This is a genomic window from Fibrobacter sp. UBA4309 (assembly GCF_002395745.1).
Classification (GTDB): Bacteria; Fibrobacterota; Fibrobacteria; order Fibrobacterales; family Fibrobacteraceae; genus Fibrobacter.
Genome location: NZ_DGUN01000049.1, coordinates 196,613 through 220,752, shown reverse-complemented (window position 1 = coordinate 220,752; position 24,140 = coordinate 196,613). Strand labels below are relative to the sequence as shown.

The 24,140-nt window shown below is 54.8% G+C and carries 26 protein-coding genes; 5 read left to right on the top strand and 21 right to left on the bottom strand.

The features are described 5' to 3' along the window. Nucleotides 1–186: 186 nt before the first annotated feature. Entirely contained in the window at nucleotides 187–2,976 is a 2,790-nt protein-coding gene (locus tag B3M32_RS07085) for a fibro-slime domain-containing protein (protein ID WP_290744612.1), read from the top strand. 72 nt (nucleotides 2,977–3,048) lie between these two features. On the opposite strand, the gene B3M32_RS07080 is transcribed toward B3M32_RS07085, so the two are convergent. From B3M32_RS07080 to ffh, 14 genes are all read right to left on the bottom strand, one after another. Continuing rightward, complete coding sequence (locus B3M32_RS07080; RefSeq protein ID WP_290744610.1) at nucleotides 3,049–4,299, bottom strand: tRNA (N(6)-L-threonylcarbamoyladenosine(37)-C(2))-methylthiotransferase; 1,251 nt, start codon at nucleotides 4,297–4,299, stop codon at nucleotides 3,049–3,051. Beyond that, nucleotides 4,296–5,615, bottom strand: coding sequence for a SpoIID/LytB domain-containing protein (locus B3M32_RS07075; RefSeq protein ID WP_290744608.1), 1,320 nt, complete (start codon nucleotides 5,613–5,615; stop codon nucleotides 4,296–4,298). The genes B3M32_RS07080 and B3M32_RS07075 overlap by 4 nt, the downstream gene beginning before the upstream one ends. Beyond that, nucleotides 5,615–6,154, bottom strand: coding sequence for a peptide deformylase (gene def / locus B3M32_RS07070; protein WP_290744606.1), 540 nt, complete (start codon nucleotides 6,152–6,154; stop codon nucleotides 5,615–5,617). Before def ends, B3M32_RS07075 begins: the two co-directional genes overlap by 1 nt. Before the next feature lie 18 nt (nucleotides 6,155–6,172). After that, nucleotides 6,173–6,535, bottom strand: a complete 363-nt coding sequence (yajC, locus tag B3M32_RS07065; RefSeq protein ID WP_290744603.1) for a preprotein translocase subunit YajC — start codon at nucleotides 6,533–6,535, stop codon at nucleotides 6,173–6,175. Nucleotides 6,536–6,631: 96 nt separating this feature from the next. Then, nucleotides 6,632–7,570, bottom strand: coding sequence for a Crp/Fnr family transcriptional regulator (locus tag B3M32_RS07060; RefSeq protein ID WP_290744601.1), 939 nt, complete (start codon nucleotides 7,568–7,570; stop codon nucleotides 6,632–6,634). Next, nucleotides 7,570–8,481 (bottom strand): cyclic nucleotide-binding domain-containing protein, encoded by a 912-nt coding sequence (locus tag B3M32_RS07055; RefSeq protein ID WP_290744599.1) that lies wholly within the window; start codon nucleotides 8,479–8,481, stop codon nucleotides 7,570–7,572. The genes B3M32_RS07060 and B3M32_RS07055 overlap by 1 nt, the downstream gene beginning before the upstream one ends. Nucleotides 8,482–8,508: 27 nt before the next feature. After that, nucleotides 8,509–8,856, bottom strand: coding sequence for a 50S ribosomal protein L19 (rplS, locus tag B3M32_RS07050; RefSeq protein WP_290744597.1), 348 nt, complete (start codon nucleotides 8,854–8,856; stop codon nucleotides 8,509–8,511). 15 nt (nucleotides 8,857–8,871) lie between these two features. Next, complete coding sequence (gene trmD / locus B3M32_RS07045) at nucleotides 8,872–9,576, bottom strand: tRNA (guanosine(37)-N1)-methyltransferase TrmD (RefSeq protein ID WP_290744595.1); 705 nt, start codon at nucleotides 9,574–9,576, stop codon at nucleotides 8,872–8,874. After that, nucleotides 9,576–10,190 (bottom strand): ribosome maturation factor RimM, encoded by a 615-nt coding sequence (gene rimM, locus B3M32_RS07040; protein WP_290744593.1) that lies wholly within the window; start codon nucleotides 10,188–10,190, stop codon nucleotides 9,576–9,578. The genes trmD and rimM overlap by 1 nt, the downstream gene beginning before the upstream one ends. 133 nt (nucleotides 10,191–10,323) lie before the next feature. Continuing rightward, the gene (gene rpsP / locus B3M32_RS07035; protein WP_173341579.1) at nucleotides 10,324–10,773 is read right to left on the bottom strand and encodes a 30S ribosomal protein S16; all 450 of its coding nucleotides are present in this window, start codon (nucleotides 10,771–10,773) and stop codon (nucleotides 10,324–10,326) included. A gap of 196 nt (nucleotides 10,774–10,969) precedes the next feature. Beyond that, nucleotides 10,970–11,632, bottom strand: coding sequence for a hypothetical protein (locus tag B3M32_RS07030; RefSeq protein ID WP_290744590.1), 663 nt, complete (start codon nucleotides 11,630–11,632; stop codon nucleotides 10,970–10,972). 26 nt (nucleotides 11,633–11,658) lie between these two features. Then, nucleotides 11,659–12,246, bottom strand: a complete 588-nt coding sequence (locus B3M32_RS07025) for a hypothetical protein (protein WP_290744588.1) — start codon at nucleotides 12,244–12,246, stop codon at nucleotides 11,659–11,661. A gap of 11 nt (nucleotides 12,247–12,257) precedes the next feature. Then, on the bottom strand, nucleotides 12,258–13,070 hold the full coding sequence (locus tag B3M32_RS07020) for a TIGR02147 family protein (protein WP_290744586.1): 813 nt from the start codon (nucleotides 13,068–13,070) through the stop codon (nucleotides 12,258–12,260). 195 nt (nucleotides 13,071–13,265) lie between these two features. After that, nucleotides 13,266–14,627: a signal recognition particle protein gene (gene ffh / locus B3M32_RS07015; protein WP_290744584.1), complete on the bottom strand. Its 1,362-nt coding sequence runs from the start codon at nucleotides 14,625–14,627 to the stop codon at nucleotides 13,266–13,268. 124 nt (nucleotides 14,628–14,751) lie between these two features. Between ffh and B3M32_RS07010 the strand changes: the two genes are divergently transcribed. Both B3M32_RS07010 and B3M32_RS07005 read left to right on the top strand, forming a co-directional pair. Continuing rightward, a complete protein-coding gene (locus B3M32_RS07010; RefSeq protein ID WP_290744582.1) occupies nucleotides 14,752–15,915 on the top strand; it encodes a pyridoxal phosphate-dependent aminotransferase in 1,164 nt (387 codons plus the stop codon). Between the two features lie 35 nt (nucleotides 15,916–15,950). Further along, nucleotides 15,951–17,363: an MATE family efflux transporter gene (locus tag B3M32_RS07005; RefSeq protein ID WP_290744580.1), complete on the top strand. Its 1,413-nt coding sequence runs from the start codon at nucleotides 15,951–15,953 to the stop codon at nucleotides 17,361–17,363. 27 nt (nucleotides 17,364–17,390) lie between these two features. On the opposite strand, the gene B3M32_RS07000 is transcribed toward B3M32_RS07005, so the two are convergent. Continuing rightward, entirely contained in the window at nucleotides 17,391–18,452 is a 1,062-nt protein-coding gene (locus tag B3M32_RS07000; protein ID WP_290744578.1) for a hypothetical protein, read from the bottom strand. A gap of 17 nt (nucleotides 18,453–18,469) precedes the next feature. Next, nucleotides 18,470–19,129: a hypothetical protein gene (locus tag B3M32_RS06995; RefSeq protein ID WP_290744576.1), complete on the bottom strand. Its 660-nt coding sequence runs from the start codon at nucleotides 19,127–19,129 to the stop codon at nucleotides 18,470–18,472. Nucleotides 19,130–19,219: 90 nt separating this feature from the next. Here B3M32_RS06995 and B3M32_RS06990 point away from each other — a divergent pair, with 90 nt between their 5' ends. Next, nucleotides 19,220–19,825, top strand: a complete 606-nt coding sequence (locus B3M32_RS06990; RefSeq protein WP_290744574.1) for a DUF4230 domain-containing protein — start codon at nucleotides 19,220–19,222, stop codon at nucleotides 19,823–19,825. Between the two features lie 87 nt (nucleotides 19,826–19,912). Here B3M32_RS06990 and B3M32_RS06985 read toward each other — a convergent pair whose 3' ends face one another. The 5 genes from B3M32_RS06985 to B3M32_RS06965 all read right to left on the bottom strand — a co-directional run bounded on the left by B3M32_RS06985 (nucleotide 19,913) and on the right by B3M32_RS06965 (nucleotide 23,328). After that, on the bottom strand, nucleotides 19,913–21,019 hold the full coding sequence (locus B3M32_RS06985; RefSeq protein ID WP_290744572.1) for an iron-containing alcohol dehydrogenase family protein: 1,107 nt from the start codon (nucleotides 21,017–21,019) through the stop codon (nucleotides 19,913–19,915). Nucleotides 21,020–21,086: 67 nt separating this feature from the next. Further along, on the bottom strand, nucleotides 21,087–22,013 hold the full coding sequence (locus tag B3M32_RS06980) for a DUF4421 family protein (RefSeq protein WP_290744570.1): 927 nt from the start codon (nucleotides 22,011–22,013) through the stop codon (nucleotides 21,087–21,089). A 35-nt stretch (nucleotides 22,014–22,048) separates the two neighbouring features. Continuing rightward, on the bottom strand, nucleotides 22,049–22,378 hold the full coding sequence (locus B3M32_RS06975; RefSeq protein WP_290744568.1) for a type II toxin-antitoxin system RelE/ParE family toxin: 330 nt from the start codon (nucleotides 22,376–22,378) through the stop codon (nucleotides 22,049–22,051). After that, on the bottom strand, nucleotides 22,368–22,643 hold the full coding sequence (locus B3M32_RS06970) for a type II toxin-antitoxin system Phd/YefM family antitoxin (protein ID WP_290744565.1): 276 nt from the start codon (nucleotides 22,641–22,643) through the stop codon (nucleotides 22,368–22,370). Before B3M32_RS06970 ends, B3M32_RS06975 begins: the two co-directional genes overlap by 11 nt. A gap of 130 nt (nucleotides 22,644–22,773) precedes the next feature. Then, entirely contained in the window at nucleotides 22,774–23,328 is a 555-nt protein-coding gene (locus B3M32_RS06965) for a GNAT family N-acetyltransferase (protein ID WP_290744563.1), read from the bottom strand. 81 nt (nucleotides 23,329–23,409) lie between these two features. Between B3M32_RS06965 and B3M32_RS06960 the strand changes: the two genes are divergently transcribed. After that, the gene (locus tag B3M32_RS06960) at nucleotides 23,410–24,120 is read left to right on the top strand and encodes an SDR family oxidoreductase (protein WP_290744561.1); all 711 of its coding nucleotides are present in this window, start codon (nucleotides 23,410–23,412) and stop codon (nucleotides 24,118–24,120) included. Nucleotides 24,121–24,140 lie beyond the last annotated feature (20 nt).

The following is a 24,140-nucleotide window of genomic DNA, read 5'->3' as shown; positions in this document are numbered from 1 at the left end:
TAAAATGTACCCAAAAAAGAGTTGGACTATGCCCCCAGGTCGGCCTATTTTATTGCGTTTTATCACCTAAAAACTGCAAATACCGCTTTTGGGGGGCTTTTTTGAAAAAAGGAGTTTTGGTTTTCAGATTTTTGGTTTATATTTAGGTTGTAACCTATTATATATATAGGTCGGAGATTGGATTATATGAAACTAAAAATGATATTGGCTGCCGGAATGGCTCTTGGCTCAACTGCTGTATTTGCGGGTACTGTGAATTGCACGTCGGACCCCACTAAGCAGTGTGCGGAACTTGATATTATCGTCCGCGATTTCCAGGTGACACACCCGGACTTTGAGAACTTCCAGGAAGAAGCGTTTAACAGTATTAACAACAAGCATAATTTCCAGACTTGGACATATCCCGGTTATGTGGACAACCCTGCTTGGCAAGCTCGCCGTAATGACTACGCTACCTGGGGTTGCGGAAACTCCCAGACTCCGTCATACGGTATTCCTATCGGTACCGATGGCTATCCCAAGAGCATGTTGACCGCAACCAATGTCCATTCATCGTTGCCGGATTATTTGATGTTGATGACCTCTAAGAGAGGTTATACATGGTACGGAGAATTCAAGGATTGTAAATACGATGCCCAGAAGAACCCGAAGAGCTTGAAGGTGATGCGCGGCTATGCCCACGAACTTTGCACGAGCGAGGCGGTGACCAGTACCTGGAATGCGAATACGGCTGACGGAAACAAGAGCTGTGGCGGCAGCATCTGTAACCAGCACAGTTGGTCCCAGATCGTGTACGTGACTCCGGGCATGGTGCAGCAGCACCTGGTGTTCAACCCGGATTTGGGCGAAGACATGATGTACGAGCCGATTATCCTCACGGCCAGAGCCGCTTGCGATAACGAGCACTTTGACCAGTGGTATGCGGATTATGAACCTACGACAGGCCAGTCTCTCCAGGGACAGGGCGTCAATGCGCGAATGAATACTGTCTTGCAGCTGCCTCTGGTTGCCGGAACCAAGAATACTTTTGAAATCGACTACAACTGGAACAACGGCGGCTATTTCCCGCTGGACGTTGTCGATGCGAACAATAACTGGACCGACATGTTCAACGGTGGCCAGTGCCAGTTTGGCGCTCCCTGTAACTACGGCCCCCAGTCCCTCTCCATTTTCTGCCCGCCTTATGTCTATGAATGGGCTGCGAACCAGGAAGACTATGCCGGTTCCAATACGAGCACCCTCTGCAAGAGCTGGCTTGGCGGCGGTGGCCCGAGAACGCCTACCGCAGCCTTGAATGCGGCTAGGGCCGATGCTTCAATTGGACTTCGTCACCTCCGCAACTACGGCTTTACCATGATGGGTTATGCCAAGTTCAAGTACAACAAGGGTGCCGGAGAAGTGTTCGAATTCGCCGGTGACGACGACATGTGGATTTACGTGGACGGTGTCCTGGCCGTGGACCTCGGCGGTACCCACCTGGCCGCTCCGGGTAAGGCAGAAATGGATACCCTTGCAAAATATGCGCATGGTTGCCATCCTGGCGATCCGCTGGTCGGCTACACGGGCGAAAATGAAAACTGCAATCTCGATCCGGACCTCACCTGGAAGAACGGCTCCTGGCACCATCTGCACTTCTTCTATGCAGACCGCCAGACTGACGGTTCCAACATGAAGATCCACTCGACGCTTTCTGAACTTGCCAAGTCCCGTTATGGCCAGCCCGCCGTGGGCGAGGCCGTGGTGAAGGTGGACGAAGACGGCCATGTTACGAACAGCATTTTCTTGAACACTCCGCTTGACGAAGCTACGGCTACGCAGATGCAGTGGGCCGGTGATCCCGCCTCCGGTGTTCCTTCTATTCTCGTGCTCCGCGAAGTGACCGATCCGGCAACGGGTGCGACGACTACGGTTGTCTACGGTTTCGTGGTCAACTCTCTGCAGGGGCCGACGGACAAGGGTGCCGACGGTATCCTCTACAACTTTGAAGGTACGCTGATCGATGCTGCTGGCAACACCATTTCTGGAGGCTTGCTCGGTGGCGACAAGATTGCTTTCAACGTCATGTACGATGACGGTCTCCGTGATGACGGTAACGACGGTAGCTTTACTTCTGCGGAATGGGAACAGCTGATAGCCTGGTCCAAGAAGATGCCGTTCAAGGTCACTTCCCAGTCCGGCAAGCCTGTCGAAGGCTTTGACGGCAAGGACGAATGGGCCGACATCCAGTACACCGCTGTGGCTGTGGTGGACATCATTCCGGACGATCCGGGGATTTCCCGCCCCGACTTTACCAAGCAGGCCGATATGCTTACTTCTGCCGCCGGTAGTGACGGCCTCAAGGAAGACATGACTGCCGACCTGGTGCTCACGTCCATTCCTGCCGTTGTCGGTTCCAACCCGCTGACCTGGGCTGCCGACAATGCCGAAAAGTTGATGAAGTCTACGGGTGGCGCAGTGCCGACTTCCGTGGACGGTGTCCCGGTGATTTCGTCGAATGTTACCGGCCTGATGCAGGGCACCAGCCAGACGCTTTGCTATAACGATGGCAGCAGTGCCTCGGGCAATTCTAGCAGCGAAAGCTGCACGAGCTTCGCCTTCGCGACGACCCAGCCGTTCCACGTGAACATCCGCGTGTTCGACCACCTGGGCAACTTCGTTAGCCAGTTCAACAAGAGCGTCACCAAGGATGACTTTACCAAGGCTCTCGGCCAGGGTCAGGTCGTTGCCGGTTGCGATGCGGATCACCCGCTGTACGGCGGTACCGGTGCCATGTTGGCTAACATCAAGATGTATCCGGTCTCCCAGAGCGGCCGTCAGCTCGCTACTGGCCCGTACATCTACCAGGTCGCCATCGTGATGGAACAGTATGAATACTGCTACATGAGTAGCGGTGCCAGCCCGACCATCATGACCATGCCCTACATGCGTACGGCAGAAACCTACCGCCGTGGCTACCGCCGCGCCGGCAAGAAGTAATCGCTAGAAACATCTTGCAAAAAGGCCTCGCGACACGCGGGGCTTTTTAAATTTTGGGATTTCGGAAAAAAGCTATTCCGTTTTGGCGATGAGCGCGAAGGGCTCGGCGCCAGTAATGTGGACTTGGACTTCTTGGCCCGCGGCAAGAATCCCCGGGATGGCGACAGGACGGTACGCCCTGTTGCGGGCGATGGACGTGCCTTCGCGGTAGCCCGGCTTCTCGATGAAAACGGTCTCCCGCGTACCTATCCAACGGCGGTTGTTTTCTTCGGCGATTTGCTTGAACGTCTCGAAAAGCGTTGCGGAACGTTCATGCTTGATGGCGTCCGGAATGGAGTCGTTCCTGGCGGCGACGGTTCCCGGCCGGGCGACGTAGCGGGTGATATTGCATACGGTAGGGCGGGTTTGCCGGACCAGGCGCAGCGTTTGTTCAAAGTCGTCCTGTGTTTCGCCGGGGTGCCCGACGATGATGTCCGTGCTGAGCGTAAAGCGGTCGAATCGTTCCGTGAAGGCGTTGGCGAGTTTGACGTAATCTTCGACGGAGTGCCTGCGGTTCATGGCGCGGAGCACGTTGTCGCTGCCGCTCTGTACGGGCAGGTGGATGAATTGGTAGAGCCTGTCGTCGGTAAAGCAGTCCAGTAACGGTTCCAGGTACGCAGCCATGTGGCGCGGGTTTCCCATGCCTAGCCTGATTCTGTATTTTCCCGGGACCTTTACGAGAATGGCCTGGACGAGTTCCGCGAGGTTCGTTCCCGTGTCGAATCCGTAGCAGGCGCAATCCTGCCCGGTCAGCTGGATTTCTTGACAGCCGTCATGGACCAGGGTGCTGACTTGCTCGACGATATGCGCTTGCGGAAAACTGCGGAGCCTGCCTTTGACTAGGTGCGTGCTGCAGAACGAACAGGCGTCCAGGCAGCCTTCTTCGATGTTCACGATTCCTACGAAAGGGGACTCGCGCAGCGAGGATCCTTCACGTTCCACGTCATTCCGGGCCTCGACCCGGAATCCAGCAGCAATTTCTTCGCGACTCGTATAGATTACCTTGTCCGTAATCTTCGCGATTTCTTCGCGCAAGTCTTTCGGCGCGCATCCCGTGATGTAGATTTTGGAGTCGGGGTATTCGTCAAGCACGTGACGCAAAAGCTTGATGGCGCCTGCATTCCCCTTGACGGTACATACGTTCAGGAAGATGGCCTCGGGGTATGATTGAACGCCTGTTTCGGGAAGATTGAATCGCACCTCGTGATTCTTTGAAAGGATTCTCGCGATTTTTTCCCCGTCGCCGAAGTTCGCGGCACAGCCCTGGTTCAAGACGGAAATCATCGGACGAATTTTTCCAGGGTGATTCCCGGATAGTAGTGGGTGAGGATTGTCTTGAAATCTTGCCCGGCGGCGGCCCTGGCGCGGACTCCCATCTGGCACATGCCTACACCGTGCCCGAATCCCTTGCCGCGTATGACCCATCCATCGTTGTCATGGCCGATGCGGAAAAAGCTGGAAGGCAGTATGGATCCGTTTTTCTTGAATAGCCAGCGGACCTTGTCGCCAATGACCTGGAATACGCCCTTGTCGGTACAGACTTCCAACGTGAGGATTCGTCCGCTGGGGAGCGTGTCGAGGATGGATATGGACTGCACTTCGCTGAAGTTCGTTATCTTGGATTTGACTTCCTTCGCGTTTTGCTTGATCAGGTTTACGGTTTCCTTGTCGCTGAACTTGCGTTCCCATGCGGAATAGCTCGATTCGCTGCACCATGGCGTTCCGTCGGGACTCAGGTCGGGCTTGCTCTGTAGATAGGGAAGGTCTTCGCGGCCCCATGTCGCCAGGGTTTCCGTTTCGCCTCCGCAGGTGGAATGGTAGTAGGCGATGATGAATTCCCCGTTATACGTCATGACGATCCCGGCCGTTTCCTTGACGGCTTTGTCGGTAAGCGGAGTTGCGCTGGAAAGGCCCTTGTACACCTGGTCCTTGGTGTCGGCGAATACGTCGAAGCCCATGGCGTCGCGGCTGTTGTAATGCTTGTAGGCGTAAGTGCGTGCCGCGATGGCTTGTGCTTCCAATGCGCTGAAGCGGTCGCTGTCCAGCTTGCCGATTTCGTATGGGATGACGCCGCGCAGGTACTGTTCCACGTCGACGGTGTTGACGGCGGTGATGCTCCCGCCCCTGGCCGTGAGTCTTATGTCTCCCGGAAAACAGCTGTAGGCCAGCGATTTCTTGTCCGGTGCGACGGACGTGCAACGCCCGATTTGCTTGAAGCTTTTCTGTGCCACGGTTTCGGCTTTTGATTTTCCCTTGGAAACTTTCAGCTTGTCGCCAGCCGCCGTGATATGGAATTCTTCCTTGTCGCTTTTGACAAAGACTTCCTTTGCGCCGGTAATGATTCCTACGCGTAGGGGGCGGTTCAATGTCGAAGGAATTTTCTTTTCGACAATTCCTGCATCGGTATTGTCTGCTTGCGGCTTGTCAGAAACGGAACTGGCTTCTATCGGGGCGAAATTGATCGGCTGTTCTGCCGGTTCGGCCTGTTCTTCTTGCTCGGGCAGCGCCTGCTTTTCCGGAAGGTCGGGCAGGTCAAAGCCGTCGTCGGCAGCGAAAGTGGCCGAAATGGCAAGTGCACAAAGCCAGATGAGTTTGTTCATTACCGCTTCTTCAGCTTGGACTGCGTTTCCTTGGCCATCTTGCGGAGCTTGGACTGGTTTAGCGTGCGGTCCGCTTGCGAAATCTTGTCCACGAAAAGGTCTCCGTTCAGGTGGTCCGTTTCGTGTTGGATGCAGCGGGCAAAAAGGCCTTCGCAGTCATGGATTTCTTGCGGTTCCCCGTTGATGTCGAAGAATCGGACGCAAACCTTGTCTGGACGGACGACATTGCAGAAGATTTCCGGCAGGGAAAGACAGCCTTCGTCGTAGTCGACAGGCTTGGCCCCCTGTTCGGGTTCCCACTCCGGATTGAACATGATGTAGGGACGCGGATCTTCTTCGCCGGGAATTGCCGTGTCGATGACGACTAGGCGGATGTTCCTGCCGATTTGCGGCGCGGCAAGCCCGCATCCCGGAGCATCGTACATGGTTTCCAGCATATCTTTCGCCAACTGGCGGAGTTCGGGCGTAATTTCGGTGATAGGCTCGCTCTTCTTGCGAAGAACTGGGTCTCCGTAAATGCGGATAGGGAGGATTGCCATGGTTTACCTTTGTTCCAACTACTTCTTTTCTTCAGGCTTGGCTTCGGCATTCAGCACGCGGAGGATAGCCTGCTTTTCGAAGTCGATGAGAGTGGTCGAACCGGTACGGACGGTAATGATGTTGGAACCTTCTTCCATGTTGGTGATGGTCCCGATAATGCCGGCAGAGGTCATGACCTTGTCACCCTTCTTGAGCGCCTTGCGCATTTCTTCCATCTGCTTCATTTCCTTGCTCTTCGGGCGGATAAAGAAAAGCCACATCACGCCAAATAGGAGAATCAGCGGGAGGAAGCTGGCGAGTGCGCTCGGCTGTTCGGGGGCAGCTTCTTCGGCAAAAGCGGCGATGGAGGAAAGAGTCACGATAAGGGCAGTGAGTTTCATAATAGGCCTTGTTTTAAGGTGAATTTTTGTTACAGGGAAAAATATAGAAAAGAATGTGGGATGACTGATGATGTGGGGTATGGGCTCGGCGCGTTGCTAAACAAGGTTCTTGTCTAGCAACGGGAAAATGCGGTTGAGTTCCAACAGATCCAGAATCTTCTCGAAATCGGCGAAGAAAAAGCTGACCTGTTCCAGCGGGGCATGGATGTCGAAGGCGTTGGAAGGTTCCAGGAGATTCTTTTCTACGAGCGGGGCGATTGTCCTGGAGGTGAGCGTAAGCCCGTGCATGGATTTTTTCGCCTCGGCCTTGAGCTGCTCCGTGGTAATGGTGCAGAGGCCGTTGTGCTGGGGCACGTTGCTGTCGCGTGCGATTTTTACGAACGTGGAAAGGACCATCTGTTCGGTCATCGAAAGGATATTCGGCGAGACCTTCTGGTTCAAGGCTCTGTAGCGCAGCGTCTCGTAGAGAAGCGGAATTGTCTGCAGGCTTTCGGCCCGGACAACCTTGTCCTGTTCCCCGGAGACCTTCAGAAGGCCGAGGTTTTGCAGCGATGCGAGGAGCCGGTCTGTTTCTTCGGCGGGCGAATTGTTCAACGCGATGACCTTCTTTTGCAGGAGTTCCAGGGGCATGGAATCCGAACCCGTTTCCTGGATGTGTGAAGAAAGAATATACAACAGCGAAGGAAGCGCCTGTATCATGTCGCTCTTTTTCTTGTTCTCCTCGGCGATATGGCAACGGCTGGTCAAGAAGGTAAGGATAGACCTGAGCCAGTTCGGGTGCTTGTCGAGTGTGGATTGCAACTTGCCCTGTTCGATGACCTCGATGACGGTATCTTCTGCCGCGCGGAGCGTCAGCTCGTGAGCCGCGCTTTCGAGCAGGCTGAACTCGCCGATGATGCTGCCCGGTCCAAAGTTCTGCAGGGGCGCACCTTCGGTTGCCTTGGAAAAGCCGACCAGCATCCCCGACTTGACGATGTAGAGCGAATTCGCCTTGTCGCCTTCCAGGCAGAGGTATTCTCCGACGGCAATCTGCATTACAGCACCCCCCGGATATTCGTCTCGAAATGCAGCGCCGCCAGGTAGTACTTTATGTTATCTGTACAGGGCGAGAACGTGTTCCCGCTGTCGGGCTGGAACCAGCCGAACTTCTGCAAGCGGATCCACTCGGCGACATTGATGTTGATTTTCTGTTCCGTGAAGAAGGCTATCCATGCCGGGGCGTCCATTTTCTGCGACTGGTCGATAGAAGAAAGCTTCACCAGTACGCGTTTCTGGTCGAGCGTCAGCATGAACGGCGCCCAGGTTTCGCCCTTTTCCGTGGCAATCTGGTAGTCTACGAAAATCTGTAGCAGTATAGGGGAGGCGATGCGGATGGACGAAGACTTCTCTCCCTTTTGTATCAGGAACTTGCGGCGCACGAGCGTCTTGATGTCTTCCTGGATGGTCGCCTTCGAAATCTTGGTCAGCCAGTGGAATTCCTGGATGAATTCGTCGAGGGGGTAGTCCTTCTTGGCTTCGAGGTGGCTGCAGTATTCGGCGAGGCTCTTGAGGGTGTTCTCGCAACGGGTCTTGAACAGGGCTTCCTTGAGCTTGCGCGTCTTGGAAGAAAGGTTCTTGATGACGGCGAGCATCCAGACAGGGAGGGTCTTGAGCTCCGATTCCATGCATTCTTCGGTGACGATGCTGATCGTGGAATCGCGGGTCGCTTCGATGGGGTACTTGAAGCTTTCGTGTTCCAGGAGGGCTGCTACGCCGATCAGGTCTCCCGGCTGCATCTTGAAAACGGTGGAGCGGATTCCGTTACTGCGGTCGACGGCGGCCAGTTCGCCTTCTTCGAGAATGATGATGTTGCGCTTTCCGGAGTCCGGAGAGTATACAACAAAACCCGCCTTCACGTGAGACCGCGTAGGCGGGATAACTTGTTGCTGGGAATCCCCCGTGATCATCGGGAAATAACCCCTCCAGGCCTTTAATTAGGCTTCGCGCTCGTCGATACGGGCGGCCTTGCCACGGAGCTTGCGCATGTAGTAGATGCGAGACTGGCGGACCTTGCCGTTACGATCGATGACAATGGAGTCGATGCGCGGGGAGTTCACCGGGAAAATGCGTTCGACGGCAACGGCGCCGGACATCTTGCGGACGGTGACGGTCTTGGAAATACCGGTGTTCTTCTGCTGGATGACAACACCCTTGAACGGCTGGATACGTTCCTTGGTGCCTTCAATGACCTTGACATTAACGGTAACGGTGTCACCGGCGCGGAATTCCGGCATGTCGGTCTTCACGTTTTCGTTATGGATTGCTTCGATGTTCAGGGACATAATGTGTACCTCTTATTATTTGTCGCCAAATTTAGTATTTAATTCAAGTTTTTCAAAGATGTCCGGACGTCTTTCTTGCGTTCTTTTTAGGGATTCCTGCCTCCGCCACTCGGAAATGTTCCTGTGATGGCCCGAAAGCAGGACTTCGGGGACCTTTTTGCCCTCGAATTCCTCCGGACGGGTGTAGACCGGCCATCCCAGTACGCCCTGCGCAAAGGAGTCCGTATCGCCGCTTTCCCGGTGCCCGAGGGCGCCGTCCAGCAGGCGGACCACTGCGTCGGCAACGATCATGGCGGGCAGTTCGCCGCCGCTGACCACGAAATCGCCTATGGAAATCTCCATGTCGACCTCGGTCTGGCGGATGCGGTCGTCGATTCCCTTGTAGTGCCCGCACACGAGCACCAGGTGGCTTTCCTTGGAAAGTTCCTCGGCAATCTTGTGCGTGAAGGGGACCCCGTCGGCGGTCAGGTAGATGACCTTGCCTCCGTCCTGCTTGACCCCGGTACTACGGATGGCTTTCGCCAGCGGTTCCGGCCGGAGCACCATGCCCGGTTCGCCCCCGTAGGGGACATCGTCCACCTGGCCGTAGTCGTTGATGGCGAAGTCGCGCAGGTAGACCGTATTGAAGTCCAGCAGGCCCTTGGTCTGGGCCCGGCCCATGATGGAACTTTTCATCGGGGCGAACATCTCGGGGAAGATGGTGATGCAGTCGATTCTCACTATGCACCCCCGTCGTTGGCCGAATCCGCCTCGGAGCTGTGGTCCTCGGGGCAGAGCGCCCGCAGGTAGCCGGCATCGCAGACGATGAAGCGGCCCTCGTCGTTGATTTCGAGGACGCAGTCGTCTATCCACGGGGCGAGGATGCGCTTGTTGCTGAATTCGGTCTGGTATTGCGGGTCGAACTTGATGTCGAAGGCGTCCACCGTCGGGAGTTCCTCTACGGAGACGACTTCTCCGATGTCACGACCGTCTTCGGTATGAACACGGAAACCTTCCAGGTCGTCGAGGTAGTACTGCCCCTCGGGGAGCGGTAGCCTTTCGGACTTGGGAATCATCAGGTCGCCGTTGACGAAATGTGCAATGGATTCGGGGGAATCGTAGCCCTTGAATTTCAGGAGCCAGATCGTGTTCGCAAGCTTGGAATCTTCCAGTTCCAGTTCCAGCACTTCGCCGTTCGTCTTCTTGAGACGGACTGCCTTGAGGCTCTCGTGACGCGTGAGGTCGTGGGTCAGGGGCATCGCCTTGATGTACCCTTTCACGCCATGCGTACGCATGAGCTGGCAGACAGTGATGTACTCTTCGGATTCAGGCATGTGGAGTGTGGAATGCGGCATGTGGGGTGTGGAATGTCATCCTTGGCCAAAGGCCGAGGATCCATCACGTTCATATAGGCTCTTGGCTGGTCGCTTAAGATCGGGACAAAAAAAGTCCCGTGCGCGGGCACAGGACCTTTTTAAAGCTATATGATTATGCTTCGGCCGGGGCTTCGGCAGCGGCTTCGGCCGGAGCTTCGGCGGCAGCGGCAGCTTCAGCAGCGGCAGCTTCCTTGGCAGCCTTTTCAGCTTCGATCTTGGCGAGAGCCTTCGGACCGAGCTTGGCCTTCTTGGCCTTTTCCGGACGCGGAGTGGCGACCTTGCCTTCGATGGAACGGCCGGCGCGGATTTCGTGGAAGAGGTCCATGATGCCGACCTTCTTCAGGAGGCTACGGACGGTGTCGGACGGCTGGGCGCCGGTCTGGAGCCACTTGAGAACCTTTTCCTGGTCGAACTTGATGTCCGGGGTCTTGGTGTTCGGGTTGTAGAAACCAACCTGTTCGATAAAGCTATCGTCGCGGGCCTTGCGGGAGTCGATGACCACTGCGCGGTAGATGGGGTTGTGACGCTTGCCGAAGCGGGCGAGACGGATAACGGTTGCCATTTTAACCTCTTTGGGTTTTCCCCGGGATTCGGGGGTGGATGTTTAATTTTTTGCCAAATATAACAATTCACATCTTGTGTGTAAAGGACGGAATGTAAAATTTTTCCGTCTTTTGCGTACAAACTAACGTGAAAAAGCGGGTTTTTACACCCGCTTAACCATAAAAATTGGCGAATTCTGCCTAAAAAAGGCGTTTTTACTCGATGGGCTCAATCTGCGGTCTTATCCTGCAGGGGGAGATAACCATCTCGGCGAAAGGTCTCCAGTACGGGTCGCTGTAGGTGCGGGCTATGTCTTTCGGACAGCCTTCACATTCCAGGGGCTTCGTCTTGACCTCGCATTCAAGGGCGTCTTCGTTAGTATCGATGAATGTCCCTCCCTCGGCTTCGCAGGAATCCCGGAATGCTTCCTCGATACCGGTGACGTATTTGGCCGCGTTGCGGCTCAACGTTTTCGATACGGTACTATCGTCCATGGAGAGGTGCTCGCGATAAGTAAGGGTATCTTCAGCCAGTTCGCAGCGGATGTAGTCACTTGTTCCCCAATACATATTGGTTACTGTCCCGCTTTCTAATTGGACCCTTGGCGGGAAGCACCACATGGGATTATCCGGATGTTCTGGGCTTTCGACACACCAGTGGTCGACCATGATCATTTGGCTGAGCGTGTAGCCTTCCAGCCAGCTTTCGGGGATGGAATCCGTTTCGTCCGTCGGATCGATGCGTATGTGCTGTTGCTCCACGATATTGTTGGATGCTTGCGAAATGGCCTGTTCCGGGGCGGACGCGTTGTCGCTTGAACAGGCGTACAGCGCGAGCGCGGCGAGCCCGCAGGCGATTGTCTTGATGTTGTTGTTCATAGGTTTCCTCCTAACGGTTTATGGTTTTAATCGCGGCAGATGCCGACGATAAGTTCTACGTACTTTTTCCAGTTCGGGTCCACGTACTGCCTAGCTTGGGACAGGTGTCCGGCGGTTTCCAGGTCGCAGGTGTGGAGGTGCTGGCCGGCGGCTTCGCTTGTGGTGTCCGTATTGAACGAGCCTCCTTCGGCGATGCAGTCCGTTTCGAAATCATCCGCGCTCAGGGAATCCGGCAGGGTGAGGTACTTCCGTATCAGCGTGTCGCCTGCATTGACGGAATAGGCGAACCAGTTAGAATCGGTTCCGCAGGCGAGCGATTCGAAATCGGTGTCGACATTTTTGTACAGCGTCCCGTTCTTCACCTTTACGCCCGGGTTGCGGTTCGGGTTGTCTGGATCCGTAATGATGAGGTCGTATGACGAGTGAACCGGCGGGTATTGCGGTTCGGGGGCGACAAGCGTATCGGTTACAAGCCATTCGGCAAGCGCGCTGTCGAGGGCGGTTACGGAGTTCGCCTGCTCGTCGGTGCCGGCGGTGTTGTCTTTGCCGCAGGCGGCAAGCGCTACGAACAGGGCCAGCATGGCGAAAGTGCTTACAATCTTGAGTTTCATCATGGCCGATTCTCCTATACATTGTCCGTAAGCGGGAAGAGTTGCAAGTTCAGACGGTACACGCGGTCGATTTTCCGGCTGCTGTTCGCGAGCGCGATGATGCGGCGGCGGCACTTGTTCACTTCGTCGTTGATCCTCGCGAGCGTCCAGGCGTCTACGCCCATGGTGACGCCCGAGATGTTCCTCTCGCGCACGTCGACCGTGTCGATGGCCTCTTTCGCAAGGTCGGTCATTTCACGGTTCATGCTGCGCAGCGCAAGCGGGATGGCCTCGGTTGAGCCGGTGATGGCCTTGTGCGTCTGGCGGTAAACGTTCTCGCCGGTCTCCTCGAGGAACTTTGCGCGGGTGAGCATCGCAAGCGAATCGCGCACCTGCTGCGCGGTGTAGATGTGCTTGATGCGCTTCGCTATCTCGTTCGGGAGCGCACCCGGCATCAGGGGAGCGAGCTCGCGCACGATGGAGTTGATGGCGGAATCGTAGTAGGCGAACGTGTCGGAATCGATGACGCGGGCCTTCTGCTCCTTGGCGATGCGGGTGAGTTCCGCGAACGCGGCCTTCTTCTTCGTGTCGTTCTTCGCGTTCCCGAATTCGACCATCTTCTCGAAGTAGGTGAGCTCGTAACCCGTAAGCCCCATCGCGTTGGCTACGCGCGGCAGCCCCACGCGGCTGAGGGAGCTCTTGCCTTCGCTCACCAGCTTGAGGTACGACGGCGACGCGAACCCGGCGACCTTCGAGAATTCACGCCAGGTGAATCCTGACTTCTTCTTCTCCTCGTAGAAGTCGCGCATGTAGCGTCGGTAATCCTGGTAATCGGTAATCGGCTTCATATCGTGTTTCCTTACGCTTTTAATATAACTTCAAAATTTTCAAAAGTCAATAAGGAATGATACAAAAATCGTGTTTTTATGCTGAAAATACAGAAAAGTGTGATGTATGGAAAATTATTTTCTGTGAATGAAACAAAAGGGGCGCTATATGATACGGGCGGGAAAACCATAGTCGTCCCGCCCTCGTAAAAATGCCTACTTCTTCTTCTTTTTCTTCTGCTTGGGCGGTGTGTAGTTGCTGCCGATGGTCCCGCCGTTGTTCTGTTTCTTGGCGAACGCGCCGACCTTCTTGAACATTTCCTTCATGCCCTCGTACTGCTTGAGCACGGCGTTCACGCGTCCGATTTCGGTGCCGGAACCCTTGGCGATGCGGGCCTTGCGGCTGCCGTCCAGGATTTCGGGCTTTTTCCTTTCCTTGGGCGTCATGGAGCTGAGCACCGCTTCCACGTAAACGAGCTGCTTCTCGTCAATCTGGTCGAGCGGAAGCTTGTTGAGTCCCGGAATCAGGCTCAAGATGTCCTTGATGCGGCCGAGTTTCTTGATGGTGCGGAGCTGGTTCAAGAAGTCGTTCAGGTCGAACGTGTTGTTGAGAATCTTTTTCTTGAGGTCCTTCGCGTCCTTCTCGTCGATAACCTGCTGCGCCTTTTCCACGAGGGAGACCACGTCGCCCATGCCGAGAATACGGCTTGCCATGCGGTCGGGGTGGAACAGGTCGATGTCGGGGAGCTTTTCGCCCACGCCGATAAAGCATATAGGCACGCCCGTCATCTTCTTGATGCTGAGTGCCGCACCGCCGCGGGTATCGCCGTCCATCTTGGAGAGGCAGACGCCCGTGAAGCTGAGTCGCTGCCAGAAGGTCTCGGCGACGTTCACCGCTTCCTGGCCGATCATCGCGTCGGCCACGAACAGGATTTCGTCGGGGTGGACGGCTTCCTTCGCCTTCTCGAGTTCCTGCATCAGTTCTTCGTCGATCTGCAGACGGCCCGCGGTATCGTAAATTACGAGGTCGAAACCGTTGTCTTTCGCATACTGGTAGCCGTGCTTGATGATTTCCACCGGGTCGCCCTGGCCTTCGTCGTAGACCGGGATGCCGATAGACTTGCCGAGCACCTGCAACTGCTTGATGGCTGCAGGGCGGTACACGTCCGCCGCCACGAGGAGAGGCTTCCTCTTCTTCTTGCTGCGCATCCAGAGGGCAATCTTGCCCGCGAAGGTCGTCTTGCCGGAACCCTGGAGGCCCGCCATCATGATGCCGACCGGAGCGGGGCCGGAGAGGTTGATTTCCTTGGTTTCTCCACCCATCACGGCGACGAGCTCGTCGTGGATGATTTTCACGATCTGCTGACCGGGGGTCACCGAGTTCAGGACTTCGCTCCCGAGGGCCTTTTCCTTGACGGCCTTCACGAAGTCGCGGGTCACGTTGAAGTTCACGTCGGCTTCGAGGAAGGCGCGGCGCACTTCGCGCAGCGATTCGGCGACGTTTTCTTCGGTGAGCTTGCCCTGTCCGCGCAGGTTCTTGAGGGTAGATTCTAGAGAGTCGGTCAGCTGTGAAAACATAGTGAGCGCAAATATAGAATATTAGACGAAAGACGATAGACGAAAGACGATAGGGTTGCCGGTATAAATGCTAATTAGACGAAAGACGATAGAGTTGCCGGTATAAATGCTAAATTTGCCTGCCATGAAACCCCTAAGCCAGCGCACAGAGACCTTTACCGATTCCGTTATCCGCAGAATGACCCGCATAGCGAACGCCTGCGGGGCGATAAACCTTTCGCAGGGATTCCCGGATTTCGACCCTCCGGAGTCGCTGACGAGGCGGCTGGCAGAAATCGCCCCCGTGGGTCCGCACCAGTATGCGATTACGTTCGGTGCGCAGAATTTCCGCGAGGCGCTGAGCGACAAGCAGTTCCATTTTAGCGGATTGCGCTACGACCCGCAAAAAGAAATCGTCATCACCTGCGGCAGTACCGAGGCGATGATGGCCTCCATGATGTCCGTCTGCAACCCTGGCGACAAGGTCGTGCTGTTCTCGCCGTTCTACGAGAACTACTCCGCCGACACGATCCTCTGCGGTGCGACTCCGGTTTACGTGCCGCTATCCCCGGTGGACTTGAGCTTCGATGCCGACGTTTTGGAAAGCGCCATGAAGCAGCCGGGCGTGAAGGCTCTCGTGCTGTGCAACCCCGCGAATCCGAGCGGGAAGGTCTTTACCCGCGAGGAACTCTCGGTGATTGCCTCCCTGGCGGTGAAGTACGACCTGTACGTGATTACGGACGAAGTGTACGAGCATATCATCTACGCGCCTCACCGTCACACGTATATCTCGACGCTCCCGGGGATGTTCGAACGCACCATCGAGTGCAGCAGCCTGAGCAAGACTTATTCGATTACCGGCTGGCGTCTCGGATACGTGCTTGCCGCGGAACCTGTCATGGACCGCGTCAAGAAAGTCCACGACTTTTTGACGGTCGGCGCCGCCGCCCCGCTCATGGAAGCCGCCGTGACGGCGCTCCGCTTTGACGATTCGTACTACGCGGACCTTCAGGCGCACTACACGCACATGAAGCAGTTGTTTACAAGCGGTTTGCGGAACCTGGGACTTCGCTTTACTGAACCGCAAGGAGCTTACTTTGTCCTAATTGACATCTCCGAATTCGGCTATGATGGGGATGAACAGTTCTGCATCGACATGGCGCAAAAAGTGGGCGTTGCCGCGGTGCCTGGCTCCAGCTTTTTTCGCGAACCGATAAATCATCTGGTGCGTCTCCATTTTGCGAAAAAAGATGAAACGCTAAACGATGCGCTGAACCGCCTCGAAAACCTCAAAAAACTCAAACGTTGATTTTTTAGTCTTTTTTTCTATATTTGTCGCCCAATATGGTCGACGCGATACTCGATAAGTTCTACAGGCCGTCAAAATTCAAGAAAAACGGAGATGTGAAGGATGTGCTCGTGGTGGCGCTCCCGATGCTTCTGTCGATGTCTTTCGATACCTTCATGACGTTTATCGACCGTCTGTTCCTCTCGAAGCTCGGACCCGCCGAGATGAATGCCGCGCTTGGTGCGGGCGCTGTACAGCTTGCTCTCACGACGTTCTTTACCGGCGCCATCAGCTACACGACCGCGATGGTGGCGCAACGCCTGGGTGCAAAGAAGAAGGCCGATTGCGCCCGCGTCTTTATGCAGGCCCTGTATGTTTCGCTTGTGAGCGTGCCGATTTTGTACCTGACGATTCCCTTGGGCCATTTCGTTTTCGGTCTCGAACACCTGCCTGCCGACCAGCTGGAATACCAGAAGACATATTTCAACATACTGATGTTCGGCGGGGTCATAAACCTGGTGCGCAATGCGGCGCCGTGCTTCTTTAGCGGCATCGGTGAGACCAAGATTGTGATGAAGGCCGCGTTCGTGGGCATGATCGTGAACGTGGCCTGCAATTTTGTGCTGATATACGGCCTGGGGCCAATCCCCGCGCTGGGCGTGGCGGGTGCCGCGTACGGGACTCTCATCGGGAATCTCGTTTCGACCGTCATCTTGTTCGTGAAGTTTTTCGGGCGCGATTGTGACGCTCGGTTCGGTTCCCGCAAGTCGTTTGCGTTTAACGGCTCGCTTACCCGCGAACTTTTGCGTAAGGGCATACCGTCGGGTGTCGAGATGTTCCTGAATATGAGTGCGTTCCAGATGCTTATCCTCATGTTCCACGCGCTCGGGCCCGAGGCGGCAACGGCATCTTCGATTATGTTCAACTGGGACATGGTGGCGTACGTGCCCCTGATGGGATTGGAAATTGCGTCTACTAGCCTGGTGGGGCGCTATGTGGGGGCAAGGGATGGCGCTGCCGCGAGCCGCTCCACTTACTCGGGGCTCAAGCTCGGGTGGGGTTACTCGCTTATCATGGGAATTTTCTTCGTGTTTTTACCGGGTGTGTTGACGGATATCTTCAAGCCCGATGTGGCGGAAGCGGCTGCCGACGCAGTTGCGATTTTCGATGCGGCACGGCCCATGAGCATATTCATGCTGCGGATTGCGACTGTCTACATATTCGTGGAAGTGCTGCTCGTGGTGTATGCGGGGGCTTTGCGCGGCGCGGGCGATACGGTGTGGGTGATGTTCACCTGCGCTATAATGAACTGGTGTGTTGCGGGTGCATTGTACGTAGTCGCATACGTGTTCCACCTGCCGGCGCATTACGCCTGGATTGCCATCGTTGCCGTGTACGGGACAGCCCCGATAATTTTCTGGATGCGGTGGAAAAGCGGCAAGTGGCGCCGCCACGTGATGGACGTGTAGTTTCCGCTGCGGACAATGTCGCAGGAGCTATGCTTCGCTGCAGTATGTCGCGATGAACTTCTTCTGGTATTCCGGGTCTTCGTACAGCCAGTGCTTTTCTTCCATGGCCTGGTATTGCCAGCTTATGGCCTGCATGAATCCGTCCGGCTCGCAGAGCTTGTCGAATAGCGCGTCCAGTTCCTCGTCGGTACCGGATTGCGGCATGAGCTGTTCCTTGGGCGCGTAGCTGTAGGGGCTTCCAGCGAAATTGCTCCCGATGAACACGGCCCCGAGTGCTGCGGCTTCCTTGAGCTTGAGGTCGCTTTTCGCCTTGTTGAAGTTGTTGTTGGCGAGCGGGGCCAGGTAGAAGTCCGGCCGGTAGCTTGCCGCGATGGCGGGAAATGCGGAAACGCTGGTGTAGGGAATGTTCGTGTACTTGTCTTCGAGCCCTTTCAAGAAGTCCGGCTGTCCGAACATGGAAAATTCGATGCTGCCGTCTTCGACATGTCTACGGATCCACTTGGCCCAGGGACCTTCCAGGTCGCCCAGGTTTCCGTCGACGAAGTGGCCGAGATTTCCTGCATACATGACTTTCGGCTTGCCGCTGAACGGGACGTTTGTCCGGTGAGGTCCGAACAGGGACTTGGAAACCCCGTTCGGCATCACGACGGCGTTTATGCCGATATCCGACTTGATTCTGCTGGCCAGGTACCTAGTGGAACACACGACGGTATCGAAAAGCGGGAGCATCTGCTTGAGGCTGTTGAGCATCATCTGGTCGTGGTTCGGAATGTTCTTTGCGTAGCTCGCGATGATAGGCGAGAGATCCCACATCAGGTCGTCGATGTCGGTTACCAGCTTGAATCCGCATTCCTTCTTGATCTTGGAATACATCACGGCCAGTTCAGCCCTGCCGGGAGCGTTTGGTTTCTGCATGATGACGGAACGCGTCTTTTTGAGTGCGTCCTTGCTTGTGCAGGGCATGCGCGTGATAGAGGGCGATACCTGGAATGCGTTCGGGCACATGAACTGCATCAGGGGCAATATGCACCGGACCCAGTCGGATTGCGCCATGTCGTAGGGGTGATAGATGACGTGTGGTTTGGTCATGTAACGAAATTTAAAATTTATTTGCCGTCATCGGACAGGAATCCGAATATTTCACTTTTAACAAGCCAGCTCACGGCAAAGAACGTGAGTGCGACAGCTTCGCCAATAAAGGTGTGTGCGGAGATGCGTTCAAAACACGGAAGGACTAGAATCAGTGCGCAAAGCATACCTACCGCACAAACCCTAAAAATAATGTTCTTGATCTTCTTGTTCTTGGTGTCGCTCTTGCCGAGCGTGAACAGGAACATGCTGTTGACCGATAGGAGGACAAAGAACATCACCGCGGAGACGCAATGGATTATATGCGAAACGTTTACGGGTAGTTGGAAAAAACCGACTAGGTCTCCCGATATGGCGCATTTGCACGGGAAAAGGACGATCATTGCCCCGAATATGCCGGAAAGGGTCGTGACGAGGTTGTCGCGCCAGTCGTAACCCTTGTAGCACATCAGAATAATAGCTGCTGTCGTGAGGACGCCGACCAGCGGTGGCGTTATGTAGTAGGTCGCCGAGATGGACAGGTTCTGCCAGAATTCGTCCGGAAAACTGCTCGTTTTGGCTACGAGAGCGGCTCCGAGTAGGGATAGCCAGGGGAGAATCATTCCTAGGATTCCGATAAAGGCGCGAATTCTTTTCAGCCAGGTCTTTTCGACATCGTTTACGTTGCTTTCGCTCATAAAAAACCTCTGTACAAAGTGTATGAAATAATATACTTTATTTTATGAGGTTGTACTATCAAGGTGGCGGAAACCCAAAGGAGGTTGGCAATGAAATGGACATTGAGAATCGCGGCTCTCGTCGTTCTCCTGTGTGTGACGGTGGCTATGACCGTCTATGTCATGAAAAAGCTGGAACCTGCCGAACCCGATGGGCCGCAAATTACGAGCGCGTTTGTAGAAAACCAGATTAGGGAAATTTCCGAACTGGCGACACTCCATCACCACTACCGCAAGAATGCGAATTACCAGGATGCCAAGAAACTCCTGGAATACATGCCCGATTGGCGCATCAACAAGTCTATCAAGGAATTCATGCTGATATATCAGGGCGATGTCAAGCTGGGCTACGACCTGAAGGAAGTCAAGGTCCTTGTCGAACCCGTCACGAAGACGATTTCCGTTTCGCTGCCCGAACCGAAGATCCTGAGCCACAGTATCGATTTCGAGAGTATCCAGGTCCTATGGGAAAAACAGGGCTGGTTCAACGACATCAAGTTCGAGGACTTCAAGCAGTTCTTTGTCGCCGAACAGAAAAAGTACGAAGAAGAAAATAACGAAGAATTGAAGTCCCGTGCGCGTGAACATGCCAAGAAAATAATCCGGCTCGCCTTGGCTGCGGTCGCCAGGGACGGTTACCAGGTAAACTTAGAATAAAAGATAAACTGTAAAAATGGCTATGTCTGCCGGACAACACCATCACGCCGGAAACAGGAACGGCCTTGAACTGCAAAGTGTCGAGCGCTAATCCGTAATCAGGGACTTGTCGTAAATAAAGTCGACTTCTTCGGGCGTGATTCCGCCCGGGACGAGGTCGAGCTTGGAGCGGTTCACCTTCATGGCGGCGGCGAACTGGCCGCGTATTTCGCGAGAAACCTTGCATTTGCCGATGAGCTTGTCGAGCATCGCGGCGAAATCGGCAGTGCTTTTGAGGCCTAGGAGTTCCAAGATGCACCTGACATCTTCGGGAACTTTCTTTTCGCAGACTTCCACGTAGGCAGCGAGAAAGTAACCGACGGCTGGGCCGTGCGGCACGCCCTGATGCAGCGTGAGGTCGTAGCTCATGCCGTGCGGTACGGCGGTACTCGTGTGCGCGATGGACATGCCCGCGATAGTCGAGGTGAGCATGAGCTTTTCGTAAAGACTTTCGCTTACGGGAGCGTCGGAAAGAAGCGCGTCCTTGAATTCGCCCCAGAGTTTGAGGCCGTATTCGGGACACATGCGGTTGAATGCATTGGAATAGACGTTCAGGATGCTTTCGACCATGTGGGCGAGCGCATCGACCGCGGTGTTCACGATTAGCGTTTTCTTGGCCGAGGCGAGGTACTTGCCGTCGACAAGCGCGAGTGCCGGGAAAATCTTGTGCGGGATGCTCTTCCTCAGGTGAATCTTGTGGTTCGTGATGATGGCGACCGGTGTTGCTTCGGAACCTGTTCCGCAGGTAGTCGGAACGGCGACGACGGGCATGTGGCCTAGCGGTTTTTCGGGAGCCTTGTGCAAGTTGTCTGCGTCAACACTCGGGTTTGCAAGGAGCAATGCAACTGCTTTTGCTGCGTCGATGGCGGAACCGCCCCCGATGCCGATGATGTAATCGGCGCCGAATTCGCGGGCCTGCTGTGCGGCGTTCCCCACGGTATCTGTTGACGGATTTTCTTCGACCTGGTCAAAAACTTGGTACGGCACGTGGCCTGCATCCAGAACGGCGGTGACATCGTTCAAGGAACCGTTCTTCTTGGCGGAAGTTTTGCCCGTCATGATGAATGCGCGCTTCCCCATCGCAAGCAAGTTTTTCGCGTGGTTCTTCACGCAGTCCTTTTCAACGTAGATGTCCGTGGGCACATAGAAACGCATAGAATGGTCCTGAAGTTATGAGAGTATGCAAAAAAATAGTAAATCGAGGTTGGAAAACTTTTGCCGGCTAGAACCTGCGCACCACAAGGATCTCGAAGGCCGCTACGTATTTTTGTTCCAGGTGTTCGCCAAACGCGATGGCAGAATACTCGCTTTTAAGAACGATGTTCCATGCCCATTTTTCGCCGATGTAGCCAAAAGCGGTCTTTATGTCCGATTCGGGTAAGAGCAGGTTGCCGTCGTCTGCGTGTTCGCGGCCGTACGCGATGCCTACAACGCCCCAGAGGTTCCAGAAATACCCGTTGCTGAAAACGAAGGTGTAGGTGTACCCGACGTCACCCCAGATGGAGGTGATGTCGCGCTTGTCGTTTTCGTAGCCGAGAACCCCGTCGTTGTCTTCGGCAATGTTTCGCTGCAGGCGCCCGCCGATAATCAAACTCCCGGCAGATTTCTTTTGACGGCGATCCAAAAAGTAGGCACTCCTGGGGGCGAAATTTCCTTTCGCAGTCGCCATCCAGAGCATCGAGAAATACATGTCCGCAAACCAGAGGTCTATGAATTCCTGCTCCTTTTCGCCGTCGCGTTCGACTTCCGTGGTAAAGCCGCTGTAAAAGCGGAGCTTTGCCGCAAGCCACCAGTTTCCCGGGAAAAAGTCAAGCCCCGTCTCGAAAGCCTGGGTGTTCGATTTTTCTTTTGAAGTGGTAAAAGGGAGGCTGTACTTGAAATCGGCGGACACGTCCCACGAAATCCCGAATGTGGTAAACAGACTGTCGTAACCGACGCCGATGCCCACATCGACCGGGCGGTTCGAATTGAGCATCGAGTTGTTGTAGGCGGAATTCCAGATAGCCACGAAATTGTAATCGCACAAGAAACGCAGCGAGAACCGTTCACGGAACTTGGAAACCGAAGGCTCGTCGCCGTCTTGCGCTTCGGCAAAGGCAAACCCCGCGAATACCAGGGCAAACAGGAATATTTTCAGGACGCACTTCATCAGGGACCTTGAAAAGATAATAACAAAAAGAGCCCCTAGCGCATTAGCCTGTTCCATAGCGCATCTTCTAGATCGCGTCTGGAATCTACGACGGCGACAACGAAAACCTGATTGAGGAGCTTCTTGTAGAATACCCGCCAGGGTGAAATGGATAATTCCCGGTAGCCCCCTATTTGCAGGGCTTCGAGTTCGGCAGGGACTTTACCCAGGTTCGGGAACGACTCAAGCATTTTACATTCGCGTTTGATTCTTGCCAAGACGTCTCGGGCATTTTGGGGGCTGTCTTTTGCGATGAACGTGACGATGGATTTTAAGTCGAATGCGGCCGATTTCGACCAGATAACCTGAAATTTTTTACTTGGCATTCAGTTCACGCTCCAGGGAATCAAAAAGGTCTTTTTGCGGAACGACTTCGCCTTTGGCGATTTCGGTTTCGCTCTGCGCGAACAACTTGAAGAGCTTGAGCCCGTCTTGCATGGTCTGGAATGTTTCAACGTCCAAGATGACTCCGCGAGCCTCCCCGTTCTGCGTGACCACGTAAGGCGAGTGTGACTCGCATACGTGATCCAAAACCTGTGCGGCATTCGCCTTGATGTATGAAATCGGCTTGATGTTCTTTATCGGGTTCATGATGAGCCTTTCTTGTTTAAATCGGACTGAATTTGGTATTAAATATAGTCTTTTGTTGCTAGATAGGCAACAGGGGCGGGCGTTAGTTTTGGATTTTTTTTCTCAGCTCAAAAAGAGCCCCTATAAGTTTTTACGGGTATTTCGCTCCGGGGACGTTCTTCAGGATTTCTTTCCAGAAGTCGCGGAATTCTTTTTCGTTGACAGTGCCGCCTGCGCTGAGTAGCCGGTAGTGTTCGCCTTGCCAGACGTAATCGACGGGGGAGGAGTCAAAGCCGTTGCGGGTGTAAAATTCGCGGCGGCGGTTCCTGCGTTCGAGTTCTTCGGCGTCCTTGGAATCTTCTTCGACTTCGATATCGACGACGATGCGCGTGTCGGGGTGTTGCCTGCGGATGGCCTGCAAAATTTGCGAGCCGTATCCGCGGCTGCGCAGTTCGGGCACGACGGCGAAATAGACGATGTTCGTGATGCTCCCGTGTGAAATGGAATTTGAAAACCCGCAGAACCTAGAAACCGCGTCGTTCGCACCATCCTCCTTGTCGAAAAACGCCCAAAATTCCCGCTTGATTTTATCGTCGAGCAAATGCTTTATCGGGATGCGCTCGTTCGCCGGGAACGCCGATTCATACAGCGCCTTGACCTGCGGAAACCAGGGGGCATCTCTTGTAACATCGAAAAACTGGAGCATTTGCGGAAAGAATAGGATAATGCGGCTTGCGTGTCAAGTTGTTGAACGCGCTTCGGTGTGTTTTAGTGTATATTTTCTCTCATGAAATCGTTTGAAGATAAAGTGGTCGTGGTGACGGGCGGGGCGCACGGAATCGGTGCGACCGTCGTGAGTGAATTCGAGAAAGAGGGCGCGAAGGTCGCCTACATTGACATCCGCGAGAATCCCTGCTTTGTGGGGGACTTGTCGAAGAAGGATGTCCTCGAAAAGTTTGCGCAGTTCGTCATTGAAAAGTACGGGCACGTGGATGTGCTGGTAAATAATGCGCTACCGCTGATGAAGGGCGTTGACGAATGTAGCTACGAAGAATTCAGCTATGCGCTGGCTGTCGGCGTGACTGCCCCGTTCTACCTCGCGAAACTTTTTACTCCGCATTTTGTGAAGGGAGCAAGCATTATAAACATTTCCTCGAGTCGCGACCGCATGAGCCAACCGCAAACAGAAAGCTATACGGCGGCGAAGGGCGGGATTGCAGCCCTCACGCATGCGCTTGCTGTAAGTTTTGCAGGCTGCGTGCGCGTAAACTCGATTTCGCCGGGCTGGATCGATACGGATTTCAAAACCTACGAAGGCCCCGATGCCACACAGCAGCCCGCAGGCCGCGTCGGTAACCCCTTGGACATCGCGAACATGGTGCTTTACCTCGCAAGCGAAAAAGCCGGATTCATTACCGGCGAAAACATCTGCATCGATGGCGGCATGACCCACCAGATGGTCTACCACAACGATTGCGGCTGGAAATTCGAAGGCTAGATGGTGTTTTTTACTCGTTT

What these genes read in the sequence shown, in the direction of transcription:
- B3M32_RS06970 (WP_290744565.1), bottom strand. Translation starts at nt 22,643, where the DNA reads ATGAACCCGATAAAGAACATCAAGCCGATTTCATACATCAAGGCGAAT.
- B3M32_RS07025 (WP_290744588.1), bottom strand. Translation starts at nt 12,246, where the DNA reads ATGATGAAACTCAAGATTGTAAGCACTTTCGCCATGCTGGCCCTGTTC.
- B3M32_RS07085 (WP_290744612.1), top strand. Translation starts at nt 187, where the DNA reads ATGAAACTAAAAATGATATTGGCTGCCGGAATGGCTCTTGGCTCAACT.
- rimM (WP_290744593.1), bottom strand. Translation starts at nt 10,190, where the DNA reads ATGCCGCATTCCACACTCCACATGCCTGAATCCGAAGAGTACATCACT.
- rpsP (WP_173341579.1), bottom strand. Translation starts at nt 10,773, where the DNA reads ATGGCAACCGTTATCCGTCTCGCCCGCTTCGGCAAGCGTCACAACCCC.
- B3M32_RS07075 (WP_290744608.1), bottom strand. Translation starts at nt 5,615, where the DNA reads ATGAACAAACTCATCTGGCTTTGTGCACTTGCCATTTCGGCCACTTTC.
- B3M32_RS06965 (WP_290744563.1), bottom strand. Translation starts at nt 23,328, where the DNA reads ATGCTCCAGTTTTTCGATGTTACAAGAGATGCCCCCTGGTTTCCGCAG.
- B3M32_RS07080 (WP_290744610.1), bottom strand. Translation starts at nt 4,299, where the DNA reads ATGATTTCCGTCTTGAACCAGGGCTGTGCCGCGAACTTCGGCGACGGG.
- yajC (WP_290744603.1), bottom strand. Translation starts at nt 6,535, where the DNA reads ATGAAACTCACTGCCCTTATCGTGACTCTTTCCTCCATCGCCGCTTTT.
- B3M32_RS07010 (WP_290744582.1), top strand. Translation starts at nt 14,752, where the DNA reads ATGAAACCCCTAAGCCAGCGCACAGAGACCTTTACCGATTCCGTTATC.
- B3M32_RS07030 (WP_290744590.1), bottom strand. Translation starts at nt 11,632, where the DNA reads ATGAACAACAACATCAAGACAATCGCCTGCGGGCTCGCCGCGCTCGCG.
- B3M32_RS06980 (WP_290744570.1), bottom strand. Translation starts at nt 22,013, where the DNA reads ATGAAGTGCGTCCTGAAAATATTCCTGTTTGCCCTGGTATTCGCGGGG.
- B3M32_RS06960 (WP_290744561.1), top strand. Translation starts at nt 23,410, where the DNA reads ATGAAATCGTTTGAAGATAAAGTGGTCGTGGTGACGGGCGGGGCGCAC.
- B3M32_RS07005 (WP_290744580.1), top strand. Translation starts at nt 15,951, where the DNA reads ATGGTCGACGCGATACTCGATAAGTTCTACAGGCCGTCAAAATTCAAG.
- B3M32_RS06995 (WP_290744576.1), bottom strand. Translation starts at nt 19,129, where the DNA reads ATGAGCGAAAGCAACGTAAACGATGTCGAAAAGACCTGGCTGAAAAGA.
- B3M32_RS07055 (WP_290744599.1), bottom strand. Translation starts at nt 8,481, where the DNA reads ATGATCACGGGGGATTCCCAGCAACAAGTTATCCCGCCTACGCGGTCT.
- B3M32_RS07000 (WP_290744578.1), bottom strand. Translation starts at nt 18,452, where the DNA reads ATGACCAAACCACACGTCATCTATCACCCCTACGACATGGCGCAATCC.
- B3M32_RS06990 (WP_290744574.1), top strand. Translation starts at nt 19,220, where the DNA reads ATGAAATGGACATTGAGAATCGCGGCTCTCGTCGTTCTCCTGTGTGTG.
- B3M32_RS06975 (WP_290744568.1), bottom strand. Translation starts at nt 22,378, where the DNA reads ATGCCAAGTAAAAAATTTCAGGTTATCTGGTCGAAATCGGCCGCATTC.
- B3M32_RS06985 (WP_290744572.1), bottom strand. Translation starts at nt 21,019, where the DNA reads ATGCGTTTCTATGTGCCCACGGACATCTACGTTGAAAAGGACTGCGTG.
- rplS (WP_290744597.1), bottom strand. Translation starts at nt 8,856, where the DNA reads ATGTCCCTGAACATCGAAGCAATCCATAACGAAAACGTGAAGACCGAC.
- B3M32_RS07060 (WP_290744601.1), bottom strand. Translation starts at nt 7,570, where the DNA reads ATGCAGATTGCCGTCGGAGAATACCTCTGCCTGGAAGGCGACAAGGCG.
- def (WP_290744606.1), bottom strand. Translation starts at nt 6,154, where the DNA reads ATGGCAATCCTCCCTATCCGCATTTACGGAGACCCAGTTCTTCGCAAG.
- B3M32_RS07020 (WP_290744586.1), bottom strand. Translation starts at nt 13,070, where the DNA reads ATGAAGCCGATTACCGATTACCAGGATTACCGACGCTACATGCGCGAC.
- ffh (WP_290744584.1), bottom strand. Translation starts at nt 14,627, where the DNA reads ATGTTTTCACAGCTGACCGACTCTCTAGAATCTACCCTCAAGAACCTG.